Source organism: Agrobacterium sp. CNPSo 2736, from assembly GCF_004005385.1.
In the GTDB taxonomy this organism is placed as follows: Bacteria; Pseudomonadota; Alphaproteobacteria; order Rhizobiales; family Rhizobiaceae; genus Agrobacterium; species Agrobacterium leguminum.
Window position 1 is genome coordinate 1 of record NZ_RZTX01000010.1, and the last position, 12173, is coordinate 12173.

The following is a 12173-nucleotide window of genomic DNA, read 5'->3' on the forward strand; positions in this document are numbered from 1 at the left end:
CATCGAGCCGTCTGTCGGAAGCGTCGGCGACAGTTACGACAACGCCCTCGCTGAGACGATCAACGGTCTCTACAAGGCCGAAGTCATTCATCGACGTGGACCATGGCGCAGCTTCGAGGCGGTGGAATTCGCCACCTTGGAATGGGTCGATTGGTTCAATCATCGACGGCTTCTGGAGCCTATCGGGAATATACCGCCAGCCGAAGCCGAGGACCGGTATTACGCCATGCTGGACGAACCAGCCATGGCCGCATAACTTAAACGAAACGGCCTCCGGCAAACCCGGAGCGGTTCAGATAGTCCTATGACGAAGCATCCGATTGAAGTCATCACGTCTGTTGAACGCCGCCGGCGCTGGTCACGCGATTGAAGTGCTTCCCGATTTTGGGCCAGCGGGCGCTGGAATTTCCGGGGGTTGAACCGCCCCAGGTTTCTGGACCAGCTGAGACTAGATTTTTCCGGCTTCATTCAGGGAGGCGGGCTGGTTGCGCCTCCTGATTTCATCAGCGAGATCGGCACCTTGTTGCCGATTTCGCTCATGAACCAGTGGGTGTTCAGGCACTCGGCGCGGAACTTGCCATAATGGCCTAATTTATTGGGGGCACGTCAATTGCGGCAGAGCGTCCCGATGCAATTATCTCCGGTACGAAGAGGGTCTGTAATCTGAGCGCTGCCCACAAATTCACATCCGGCATGTGTGACATCACCAACCGCGATCATGACTTCGTCATCGATGGAGCTTGCCAGCGCATTCAGCTTGGCGGCGTCTCGATCCACCAATGCCAGTCTAAGGCCACGTTCTGCCAGTCGGCGTGCGAACTCGGCATCAATTCCTTACTGTGCACCGGTGACGAGGGCAACGTTTCCCTCGGAAAAATTGAATTCATGCGCATGCTCATGCGGTCACCTCTTCATTTACGACATTTTTCTCAAATGAAAGCGATACGACAAAAATTACCAGTCCCAGCAGAGCCAACGCGCCGGCGACCAAGCCAGTCGATTCCCAACCGTAACCCAAGGCGATGGTGATACCCCCGGTCCATGCGCCGAGGGCATTGGAAAAGTTGAAGGCGGAGTGGTTTGTTGCCGAAGCAAGCGACTGGGCTTTGGGCGCCGCGTCCATCAGGCGCGCCTGCAAAGCCGGTACGAGCGCGAATCCCACTCCGATAAAAAATAGCGTGCCGGCGGCCAGCAGGGGAGTCTCGGCAGTCCAGTAGAATGCGGTCAGGAACACGACGTCCCAGATCATGAAGCCGATTATCGTGCCAGTCAGCGATCGATCCGCCAGCCAACCTCCAACGACGTTGCCAACAACCATGCCGGCGCCCCACAGAGCCAGATACCACGGCACCATGCTATCGGGCTGACCTGTAACATTGACGAGCGTTGGGGTGATGTAGCTGTAGACGGCAAACATCCCGCCGAAACCGATCGCGGCTGTGGCAAGTGTGAACCAGACCTGCGGTGACCTGAAGGCGGAGAGCTCGCAAAGTGGGGAGGCAGCCCGGTCTACCGGACGCTTAGGCACTGTCAGCGGCAGGAGAACGAGCAATGCTGTGCCACCAAGGGCAACCGCACCAAAGGCGCTACGCCAGCCGAGTGCTTGACCCATCCAGGTTGCCGCAGGCACGCCAATCACGTTGGCGGCGGCAAGGCCGAGCATCACCCGGCTGATCGCCCGAGTTCGCTGGGAGGCTGGCACCAGCGAGGCAGAAACAACTCCGGCCGTTCCATAATAGGCTCCGTGCGGCAGACCCGAAATGAAGCGGGCTATCATTTCTAGAGCGTAGCTGTTGGCCATTGCCGAAGTGCCGTTGCCGATAATCACCAGGCTCGCTAGAAACATCAGCAACCGCCTTTTTTCCATCCGCGCCGTCAAGACGCTGAGGAGCGGTGCGCCGATCACAACTCCTATTGCATAAGCGCTGACAAAGTGGCCGGCCGACGGGATATCGACTTCAAAAGTGCGAGCCATGTCAGGCAAGAGTCCCATGGCCGCAAACTCGGCCGTTCCCAGAAACATTCCACCTAGTGCCAGAACGAACTGAGCGATCATGATGTTGGAGGACATCTCGATCCCTTCTGCTTGTTAAGTTGGGGCCTAGGTAGCGACTGGAGCCGGGTTAAGGAAGTTGAGTAAAATTGCACAGAATGTTGAAGAATGCTCACTCCAAAAAACCGGCAGACTGCACTATTGTCGAGGCCGCGCCTTCATTTCGTGAGCATGGAGTGAACAATGAAATTGCAATTGAGCCGTACCGACCTGGGTGACCTCAATCTGTTCCGCAGGGTGGCGGAAGCCGGAGGATTTCGACGCGCCGCCGCCAATCTCGACCTGTCACCCTCCGCGCTCAGTCATGCCATGCGAGGTCTCGAAGCACGTCAAGGTGTTCGCCTGTTCAACAGGACCAACAGAAGCGTGACGCTGACACCGGCTGGCCGCGACCTGCTTCAAAGCATTCAGGCAGGCTTTGCGGCGATCGAAGGGGGGCTCGAAGCGTTGAACCTCTACCGTGACCGCCCTGCGGGCCAATTGCGACTGAACGTCCCAAGCGATGCCGCCCGATTGCTGTTGGCTCCGATCATGGCCGACTACATAGCGTGTTATCCGGAAGTCAGGTTGGAGGTGGTAACTCAGGATACCGTCGTCGATATCGTCCGCGAAGGGTTCGACGCCGGCATTCGTTATGGAGGTCGAGTTCCGGTCGACATGATCGCTCTCCCCCTTGGGCCAGATCTTCGCTGGATCATGGTGGCATCCCCGGAATATCTCGCTGAAGCGCCGACGCTCAGCCGTCCCGACGATTTGAAACACCACAAATGCATCGGAATCAGAATGGGTACCGGCCGTATCTTCCATTGGGAACTGGGTAATGCCGAGAACGAAATCATCGTAACCTCGGACTGGGCCGTGATCTCGAACGAAACGGTGATGTCCATCGAGTTGGCGGAGAATGGCGCCGGTATCGCATATTGCCTCGAAGGACGCGTTAAGCAACAGCTTGCCTCGGGTAGCTTGATCGAAGTGCTGCCGAAGTGGTCGTCCATGGGACCGGGATTCCATCTCTATTATCCAAGCCGGCGGCAACTCCCGGAGGCTCTTCGCGCGCTGGTGCGCTTGATCCAGCGAGGGCCTCAATAAGAGCCGATCACGCATTCGAGAGCGTGAATTGATGATGAGCCGAGCTGCACACTATGTTGACGGCATCGCGACTGCCATTTCCGCGATGGGTTCGTATGTCTAGCCGGCGTCAGGTTGTTCGACCGACGTCGTGAAAAATAACCGAAAGGACGATGACTTGTCTGACCCCAACACTCTCGCCGAAAACCCTAAGGACGTCGCGGAGCAGCGAAATACCGGCCGCAGAAACTTCCTGAAGCTTTCGCTTGGTAGCGCAACGGTGGGTGCGACCGCCGCGTTGTTTACCGGAGCTGCGGCGGCCCAGGGAGCCGATGAAGCCAAACTCGCCGGCGACGCGTTTCGCGAGCGCAGCCCGGCAAACGGTTATGCCTTCTTTGCCGAGAACGCCGACCTCAAGCCATTCAAATTCGAACGGCGGCCCGTCGGCCCGAATGACGTCGCGATAGACATCAAATATTGCGGGGTATGCCATTCGGATATTCACACAGCACGTGGCGACTGGGGATCTCAACGCGTTCCGCAAGTTGTCGGCCACGAGATCGCCGGTGTCGTGGCCGCTGTCGGTAGCGCTGTTTCAAACTTCAAGGTGGGCGATCGCGTTGGCGTCGGCTGCATGGTTAACTCGTGCCGCACATGCCCGGAATGCGACGCGGGATTTGAGCAGTTTTGCGAAAATGGCCCGACGATGACCTATGGCAGCAAAGTCGACGAGAGCGTCGAGCCCTCAGGCACCACCCAGGGCGGCTATTCGAACTCCGTCGTTGTTGACCGAAACTACGTCATCAGTATTCCCGATGGCGTCGACCTGGCGGCGGCGGGACCGATCATGTGCTCGGCTGTGACCGTCTATTCACCGCTACGCCACTGGAATATCCGAAGAGGATCGAAGATCGCCATCGTGGGGCTGGGCGGCCTCGGTCACATCGGCGTGATGATCGCCAAGGCGATCGGCGCCGAAGTGGTTGTCTTTACCACCAGCCCGGAAAAGGCTGCCGACGCCAGGCGTTTCGGCGCCGTAGACGTTGTCGTCAACAACGATGCGGAGAAGATCAAGGCCTATCGCCGGCATTTCGACTTCATACTAGACACGGCCTCATATCATCACGACCTTGACCCACTGATGTCGACCTTGAAGCGCGATGCAACCCTTTGCCTGGTTGGTATTGGCGATATCCGCAAGGAACCGAACAAGCTCGGCCCGTTCACCACCATCGCGACCCGCAACTCCTTCGCAGGTTCGATGATCGGGAGCATTCGCGAAACACAGGAAGTCATCGACTTTTGTGACCAGCATGGCATCGCTCCCGAATTTGAAAAGGTTCCCCTCGCTAAAATCAACGAGGCGTGGAGGGACGTGGTCGCGAAGAAGGCGCGCTACCGCTATGTCGTCGACATGACCGTCGCATAATCGGCACAGAAACAAAAACCGGTCGGCCCGATGCACGATGCGTTCCGACCGGCGCCATTCTGGAATGAGTATCTTGTTTCATATTGCACCGCTTGTTTCCTGGATCGTCGTGATTTTTCGGACAATCTGGCCGCTGCCGATTGCCCCGCCGGTCAAAACGCCGGTGGCGATCGCTCTTTTGCTGGTCTCCCAACATCACCTGATTACCAAAGTTCTGACCGGGACAATGTTTTCGCCCGAGATCCCTCGGGTTGCGATGATATCCGTCAATGTTGCATTTGGCGCGATCCTCATACTCGCCGTCATACAGTTGGTTGTCGATTGTCTGCTGTTGTTGATCTGCGCAATCAAGCAGCGCCGGGTGCGCATGGCGGGCCCTGTCCGTCCCATCGCCATCGCGATCGCGCTCACGGTGGCTGCCTTTGGTGTTTCCCAGGCGCTTCGCATACCTGACCTCAAGGAAATCGAGCTGCGGGTTGCGGGTCTTCCCGCTTCCTTCGATGGATATCGCATTGTCCAGCTTACCGACCTCCATCTCAGCCGCCTGTTTCAGGCTGACTGGACGCGTGACGTCGTCAACGCGACGAACGCCGCTGGTGCTGATCTGATCGTGGTCACCGGTGACCTGATTGATGGAACCATCGAGGCGCGTCGTGAGGATATCCAGCCGCTGTCAGCGCTCGCTTCACCCGATGGCGTCTGGGTGGTGCCGGGCAATCATGAATATTACTTTGGACACCGAGACTGGATGGAGCATTTCAAGCGCCTGGGAATGCGTGGTCTTGAAAACGAACATACGCTCATCGTCAAAGATGGAGCGAGCATAACGCTGGCGGGCGTCACCGATCTTAGTGCGACCGAGTTCGGACAGGAGGGCCCGAACGTAAAGAGAGCCATTGCGGGTGCTCCGCCCGAAAACGTCGTCGTGCTGCTGGATCATCAGCCGCGCTATGCGCGTGATGCGGCTGACCTCGGTGTTGACGTTCAACTGTCGGGACACACGCACGGCGGAATGATCTTTGGCTTCAACCAGCTCATCGCAAAATTCAACAACGGCTTCGTTTCGGGCCGGTACCAGGTCGGCAAAATGGCACTGTACGTCAGCAACGGCACCGCACTGTGGATCGGTTTTGCATTGCGGCTGGGTGTGCCTTCCGAGCTAACGGTCATTCGCCTCAGATCCGTATAAGCTCAAATAACGATGGATCGGCGAGCAAAGGAGACATCTCTAGGCCGGATGTCGACCTGTTGGGCGAGGGCCCGACAGACGGGCACAATGCCCTGTCGGTTCGGCGTTCATGTTTTCCCGCTTTCGGGCTTCGGCCGTCTCTGAACGGCCCTGTTCCATCGCGTCCTGCGCTGGGTTTCGGCCAGTTCGCGGGTTGCGATGATTTTTCACTTTTCATCACAGTTCCTGATCATATCACGAAGCTACCCATTGTCCGCAGCGGGTTTTGCTGTCCTGACAACGGAATTCATGATCGTCGGTATTCTACCCGAGATTGCTCGAGCCCTCGACGTCTCGATCTCGTCGCGGGGCACCTTGTTCTGCTCTTTGCGGTAACCGTGGTGGTGTTCGGCCCGGTTCTGACAGCCACCTTGGCAAGTTGGAACCGCAGACGACCGTTCGTCGCCATCATGCTGATATTCGCGGCGTCAAAATGCGCTTGCAGCACTCCGTTTTTGCGCTTCTGCTTGCTGGCGCACTTTGCCTTATGGGCGGCCCTGGGCGCACCGCGTCGATCGCTTGTGGCGCTGTGTGTCTGAGGCATTGCGCAATCGGCGCTGGTCGTAATCTGCCATGTCCGGATGATGGGAACTGCGCCCGCCGCCGCCGCATTTGCCGCGTCGCTCGCAATTACTGGCGCAAACGTCGGGATTGGAGTTGGATCGGCATTGGCGGCGCCACGATCGATCTTGCCAGTCTTGACTATGTTGCCTGGGCTGTGGCTGGCGTAGTCTTTCTCGCAGGCGCGTTTGCCGCCGTCCTGCTGGTGGTTTTCCCAGTTCGATGCACACACCCCGCGGGCACGCCTTAACCCGCATGGTCTTTAAAAGTGTCTCTGTTTGTCTGGACGAAAAAAAGCGGGCTCGGTGTTCGAGCCCGCCCCAGGTGCCGATTGAGACGCTCAGTCGTGGAGGTCTCGTGCGTTCGTGTTCGGCAGGAACACGACAGACACCAGTGACATCATGGCAAGGCCGGCGATAAGTAGCGCGGTGGGATAGACCGAACCAAAATGCGCCACCAAGGTTGCCGCGATCAGTGGTGCAAAGCCGCCACCCAGAATGCCGCCGATGTTATAGGCAATCGCCGATCCCGAAAAACGTACCTCCGCCGGAAAGAGTTCAGAGGTAAATGATGGTATGACACCGTAGACAGCCGAATAAGCGACCATCAGAAGCGACGAGCCCAACAGCATCGGAAAGAACGATGCGGTATTGAAGAGATACCAGAAGGGATAGAGGGACACGGCGATAAACAGGAAGCCCTGGATCAAGGCTTTCTTGCGTCCGATTCGGTCAGAACGAGCGGCCGCGTAGGGAATGGCCATGAGGTGTGTCGCCACGGCCAACATCGAAATGAACAGAATCTCGGCGCGCGGAAGTCCGAGCGTCTTCGTCGCGTAACTTAGGCTGAACACCGTGAAGATATAGAACGTCGCAAAGTGGCAGGTGTTTGCGCCGCAGGCCAGCAGCAGCACCTTTGTGTGTTCCTTGAACAAGGCCGAGATCGGAAGCCTTTTTCCGGTTTGCTTGAAACCATCCGCCTTCGCCTTCTCGAAGACGGGAGATTCGGGAACGCGAGCGCGAACATAAATACCGACTGCCAGAAGCAGCAGGCTCGCCAGGAATGGAATACGCCAGCCCCATGCGAGGAAATCGCCATCGTCCATGAGCGTGCTCATCCCGAGGAAGAAACCGGACGACATGATAAATCCGAAAACCGGGCCAATATTGTTCAGCCCTGCGTAAAAGCCGCGCTTTTCCTTGGGTGCATGTTCCAGCAGCATGATGACCGCGCCGGAATATTCACCCGCATAGGCAAAACCCTGGATAAAGCGAAAGGCGCACAACAACAATGGTGCAACAAAACCGGCGCTTGCATAGGTTGGCAGGAAACCGATCGCCGCGGTGCTCAGCCCCATGGCCACAAGCGTCAGGAACAACAGTTTCTTTCTTCCGATGCGATCACCGTAATGGCCAAGAACGATCGAGCCGACCGGTCGGGCGACGAAAGAGATCGCGAATGTGGTCAAGGACAGCAGGATCGAAACACTCGGATCGGCCGAAGGGAAAAACAACGGGGCAAAAATCAGCGCCGCAGCCGTTCCGAACAAGTAGAGGTCGTAAGCCTCGAGGGCCGTTCCAAAAATACTGGCAAAGGTGACCCTTCGCATGACACTTTCGTCGAAGTGGACCGCAGACCCACTCGCCGAGCTGGCGCTGACGTAAGACATAGTTCCTCCCTTACCGAATTAACGGTTCTAGTGTTTGTCAGGCTTTGATTTCTGGTCGTTCGGTGGTGGGCTCCTCCCAGTCCGAGCAGATTGCATGAATTAGCGCGTCAAGAAAGCTTCAGCATCTCGCGGACCTCATCCGGCGTGGCTGGTTCACGCCCCGCGGAACGAATGGTCCGAACCGTTTCACGGATGAGAACCTCGTTTGTCGGATAGTCCAGTTCAGGGTATGGATAGTCACCGATACCCATCGCCATATGTCCGCCCCGCCGAGCGATCGTGTCGGCGAGTGCAATCAGGTTGCCGCCAAGCACATTCGCTGTCCACTCGATCTGCCTGTCCCTGGGCAGAAACATGAGGTGAGCTTCCAGTCCGGCGACCGTTCCGGGATGGCCTGTAATAACCCGTCCGTCGGTCATGTGAAAAAGCATGTAACCCGGCTCTTCGATGAGACCCATGTCCATCAGCATCAGCGCCCGGCGTGTGAACCCTACCGACCAGCTCACCATCTTCGGCTTGACGCCGGCTTGTTTCAGCTGCCTTGCGTAGTGGATCAGCGATTCCGTCGTGTTTTCGTAAATCCGACCCGCGAACTCGGCATGTCCCAGTTCCTTGTTGAAGATTTCCAGGTTTGCACTTCCCGTATCGATCGGCGCAATATCAGGTTTGGTCGCAGGATCGCGCGCCAGCGCTACGACGTTGTCGATACGTTTTTTGGCGTCGGCGTCGTTCGAAATAAACCCCAATGTGGGAAGGATGAGGATGTCGGATTTCGCACGGACCTTACGGATGATTTCATCGTAGGACGCAAGGGTGTTGAGCGGTTGCCCGTCCACAGTCCTCGCATGGAAATGCAGGATCGAGGCACCTTCTTGTCGAACGCGCGCTGCGGTTTCGGCAATCTCATCGGCCGTCCAAGGAACATTGGGATTATGATCGCGCATCGCATATTCGTTGATGCGTGCTTCAAGTATAAGCTTCTTCATGCCTTTAACTCCTCAACCTTCGGTGCCGTGCAACACGCGAAGGAAGTAATCATCATGTCCGACCTGACCGCCTTTCAGCAGCAGCTCCAGCCCATCCAACCCGCTCGATTGTCCGCTCAGTTCGCAGAGATGACTGTGTTGTGCCTCATCGAAGACTTTGATCGTCAGCGATTCCGCGTCGCTGAACCGTACCGAGTAGCTGGAGCTGTCGCCACCCGCCAGAACGACACGGGGCAATTTGGTCTCTGTTCGCGCTGCGTTCATCAGTTGCGCGTAGATCTTGCCGATGCCCTCGGGTGCGACGTCCTCGAAGCTGTTGCGGTCCATAACGTTGCCGAGTGCTGTGTAGACGATTGTCGGCTGACCATTTGCAAGCTTTTCGAGGACCGCCGGCTTGAGTTCATCGAGCGTGGACGAGATCTGCCTATCCGTTTTGAGCTCGGTCGGGTCCAGTCCGATTGCCGCCCAGCCGGATGCGACTGCGGCATCGATCTGTCTGCCTGTCTGGATCGCGCAACTACCGGAAAGCACCAGCAGGTTGGATACGGCAGGAATTTCGGTCTGAACCGGTCGAAGTTCCGAGGCACTTGCTTGCGAGGCGAGGTATTGGCCGAGAGCCTGTGCAAAACCTTGCGCAGCAATCGCCAGTGTCGGCTTGCCTGTCTTGCGGTCCCACAAAGCGCGCACGACATTGTCGAGATCGGAGTTCTCGACACCGTCAAAGACAATGCCTTCACCATTCTTGAAAAGCTCTTCGATCCTTGAACGAACAGAACTGTTGAGGCGGATCTCCGGCAGGAATACGTTGCTGAACCGAAGCGAACATAGCGTCGCAAGGTGTGCTTTCAGATCTGCTTCCCGCATCGGTGTTCGCGGATGGTTCGACATGCTTGGATGCCGGTCCAGACGAAAGGCGTCGCTGCCAAATTTTGCAAAATGGTTGCCGAAAGCCGTATATCGACCGAAGTCCGGGGTCGCGGCCAATACGGCGACATCGAGCTCACCGAACTCGCTCTTCAGCTTTTCGGCAACAATTCCGAAATTGCCGACATCAGGGGCGGAATCGAACGTCGAGCAAATCTTGTACTGGAGGAAACTGCAGCCGGCCTCGCGGAGCGTTCTGAAAGCCGGATCGACTTCAAGACCTATCCGTTCCCGATCGAGGGATCGAGCTGTTCCGGCAAAACCGATCATGTCGAGTTCGCCGGCCGCTTCGGCCAACACCTCGCGCGATGGAATCTTAAGGAACAGCCGGGCTTTCAAGCCGCTGCGATGGAACTGCGCCAGATTTTCCGACGAGCCGGTAAAATCGTCGCCGTAAAAGCCAATGAGTGGCCTCTTGTTTTTCATACCAGTTCTCCTCCTGGTGGCAACCCGATCTGCGACTTGCGCATGGTTAGCCCTTGACATCACTAATAGGGATGGATCATATCTAGGTCAAGATCATACCTCATACCTTTTGTGTGGTCGGAATTTTTTTGGGAGGCTCAAGATGCGACTATATGGAAAAACCGCGCTCGTTACTGGCGCTGCACGAGGCATTGGCAAGGCGATCGCTGTCGCATTTGCCCGGGAAGGTGCCGAAGTCGTCGTATGCGACCGTGATGAAGAGGCGGCAGAGCTGACCGCTCAGGAGATCGGGCCGTCCGCGGTAGCGGTCCGCGCCGACATTTCGAATGACAGCGAAGTCAATGCCATGGTCGACTTTGCCGTTGCACGGTTTGGCAAGATTGACATTCTGGTCAACAATGCAGGCGTTGGCGCAACAACGCTATTCCTCGAAAGCACGCGCGAAGAATTCGAACGTGTCGTCCGCATCAATCTCACCGGTACCTTCATGGTATCGCAGGCGGTTGCCCGCAAGATGGCAGAGAGGAAGACCGGTTCGATCGTCAATATTGCATCGCTGTCTGGACAGAAAGGTGGAGTTGGGCGCTCGGCATACGGTGCCTCCAAGGCCGGCGTCGAGTTGCTCAACAAGGTGATGGCAGTAGAGCTTGCGGACCTCGGTATCAATGTGAATGCAATTGCGCCTGGCCCAATCCTGACAGAGGTTTCCCGTACGATGCACACGCTGGAAACCCGTGATGCCTATCACCGCCTTGTGCCTCAGCGTCGATACGGTGAGCCGGAAGAAATCGCTAACGCGGCCGTGTTCCTCGCAAGTGATGAGGCGCGGTACATCACTGGACATACCCTCAATGTCGATGGAGGTTTTTTGGCGGCGGGACTGCTTTTCCCCTTCGACGCAAAGACGTCCACGAAACTGGCTGACGAAAAATGACGCTACGTCGGGCGCTGGGCGCAGGTTCAGTTCCCGGTGGCGGGTCATAAATCGCGGGCTCTTGTTCGTTCGGGGTGGTGTGAGGTATTAGAACCTACGCCGCCTCGGTTCCGTTTTCCGGGATTGAGCGATTTTGAAAAGGATGGCTAAGTTGGCAGTATCCAAAAAACCGCAGACTCGCCTTGAATTTGCATTGGATTACATCACCGGCGAGATTGCCAACGGTAATCTCAAAGCCGGCGACAAGCTCCCAAATGAAAAAGATCTTGCAGATCAGTTGGGTATCAGCCGAACCCCAATCCGCGAGGCTATGAAGACCCTATCCATCGCCGGGCTAATAGACATTCGTCACGGCCACGGCAGCTATGTTCGCGAGGAACGGGGTATGTCGGCGTTGCCTCTGCAGCTGTTTCAGCTATATCTGGAAGACTCGACGCCTGAAATGTTGATGGAACTTCGAGATATATTTGATCGCAACTGTACCGAACTGGCAGCGGTTCGTCGCAGCGATGGAGATCTTGCGGCCATGCGGGAATGCATTGAGCGTCTGAAGAAGCTGACCAGCGCCAAGAACGCGGATCTCGATGAAATGTTGAAGGCGGATCTCGATTTTCACCGCGCGATCTACGCGGCCACCGGCAACAAGCTCATCATCACAGTCGCAGAATTCGTGCTCGATATGGTCGCTCCATGGGTGAAGAAGTCACTTGATGTCAGTGGGCGTGTCCAGGCCGTTGCATTGCACGAACAAATGTATCAGGCGATATTGAACAGGGATGTTGGCAACGAGAGTCGAACCAGCGTCAACGCGAACATGACGCACTTTCTCAAGTCTCTCGAAGATGAAAAAAAGGGAACCTGATCAGGTTCCCTCTTTTATTGTCGTCATGTTTGA

The 12173-nt window shown here is 56.8% G+C and carries 10 protein-coding genes; 6 read left to right on the top strand and 4 right to left on the bottom strand.

Going from position 1 to position 12173, the window contains the following annotated elements:
- The coding region (locus EM858_RS16725; RefSeq protein ID WP_164865458.1) for an integrase core domain-containing protein at positions 1–256 on the top strand (256 nt) is incomplete at its 5' end.
- 639 nt (positions 257–895) lie between these two features.
- Here the strand turns inward: EM858_RS16725 and EM858_RS16730 are convergent.
- The gene (locus EM858_RS16730; protein WP_205649551.1) at positions 896–2071 is read right to left on the bottom strand and encodes an MFS transporter; all 1176 of its coding nucleotides are present in this window, start codon (positions 2069–2071) and stop codon (positions 896–898) included.
- Positions 2072–2236: 165 nt separating this feature from the next.
- Between EM858_RS16730 and EM858_RS16735 the strand changes: the two genes are divergently transcribed.
- The 3 genes from EM858_RS16735 to EM858_RS16745 all read left to right on the top strand — a co-directional run bounded on the left by EM858_RS16735 (position 2237) and on the right by EM858_RS16745 (position 5739).
- Positions 2237–3142: a LysR family transcriptional regulator gene (locus EM858_RS16735; RefSeq protein ID WP_205649552.1), complete on the top strand. Its 906-nt coding sequence runs from the start codon at positions 2237–2239 to the stop codon at positions 3140–3142.
- A 157-nt stretch (positions 3143–3299) separates the two neighbouring features.
- Positions 3300–4550, top strand: coding sequence for an NAD(P)-dependent alcohol dehydrogenase (locus EM858_RS16740; RefSeq protein WP_127757315.1), 1251 nt, complete (start codon positions 3300–3302; stop codon positions 4548–4550).
- 73 nt (positions 4551–4623) lie between these two features.
- Positions 4624–5739, top strand: a complete 1116-nt coding sequence (locus EM858_RS16745) for a metallophosphoesterase (RefSeq protein ID WP_127757316.1) — start codon at positions 4624–4626, stop codon at positions 5737–5739.
- A 940-nt stretch (positions 5740–6679) separates the two neighbouring features.
- Here the strand turns inward: EM858_RS16745 and EM858_RS16750 are convergent.
- The 3 genes from EM858_RS16750 to EM858_RS16760 form a co-directional block, all read right to left on the bottom strand.
- Positions 6680–8008, bottom strand: a complete 1329-nt coding sequence (locus tag EM858_RS16750; protein ID WP_127757317.1) for an MFS transporter — start codon at positions 8006–8008, stop codon at positions 6680–6682.
- Between the two features lie 107 nt (positions 8009–8115).
- The gene (locus tag EM858_RS16755) at positions 8116–8994 is read right to left on the bottom strand and encodes a 3-keto-5-aminohexanoate cleavage protein (RefSeq protein ID WP_127757318.1); all 879 of its coding nucleotides are present in this window, start codon (positions 8992–8994) and stop codon (positions 8116–8118) included.
- A gap of 12 nt (positions 8995–9006) precedes the next feature.
- On the bottom strand, positions 9007–10344 hold the full coding sequence (locus EM858_RS16760; protein ID WP_127757319.1) for a four-carbon acid sugar kinase family protein: 1338 nt from the start codon (positions 10342–10344) through the stop codon (positions 9007–9009).
- 142 nt (positions 10345–10486) lie between these two features.
- On the opposite strand from EM858_RS16760, the gene EM858_RS16765 reads away from it, so the two are divergent.
- Together EM858_RS16765 and EM858_RS16770 are read left to right on the top strand one after the other, a co-directional pair.
- Positions 10487–11278 (top strand): SDR family NAD(P)-dependent oxidoreductase, encoded by a 792-nt coding sequence (locus EM858_RS16765; RefSeq protein ID WP_127757320.1) that lies wholly within the window; start codon positions 10487–10489, stop codon positions 11276–11278.
- A 151-nt stretch (positions 11279–11429) separates the two neighbouring features.
- The gene (locus EM858_RS16770; RefSeq protein ID WP_245483000.1) at positions 11430–12140 is read left to right on the top strand and encodes a FadR/GntR family transcriptional regulator; all 711 of its coding nucleotides are present in this window, start codon (positions 11430–11432) and stop codon (positions 12138–12140) included.
- Positions 12141–12173 lie beyond the last annotated feature (33 nt).

Bases quoted from the DNA above. Each gene is read 5' to 3' on its own strand.
- EM858_RS16730 (WP_205649551.1), bottom strand. From the start codon at position 2,071: ATGTCCTCCAACATCATGATCGCTCAGTTCGTTCTGGCACTAGGTGGA.
- EM858_RS16735 (WP_205649552.1), top strand. From the start codon at position 2,237: ATGAAATTGCAATTGAGCCGTACCGACCTGGGTGACCTCAATCTGTTC.
- EM858_RS16750 (WP_127757317.1), bottom strand. From the start codon at position 8,008: ATGTCTTACGTCAGCGCCAGCTCGGCGAGTGGGTCTGCGGTCCACTTC.
- EM858_RS16755 (WP_127757318.1), bottom strand. From the start codon at position 8,994: ATGAAGAAGCTTATACTTGAAGCACGCATCAACGAATATGCGATGCGC.
- EM858_RS16760 (WP_127757319.1), bottom strand. From the start codon at position 10,344: ATGAAAAACAAGAGGCCACTCATTGGCTTTTACGGCGACGATTTTACC.
- EM858_RS16765 (WP_127757320.1), top strand. From the start codon at position 10,487: ATGCGACTATATGGAAAAACCGCGCTCGTTACTGGCGCTGCACGAGGC.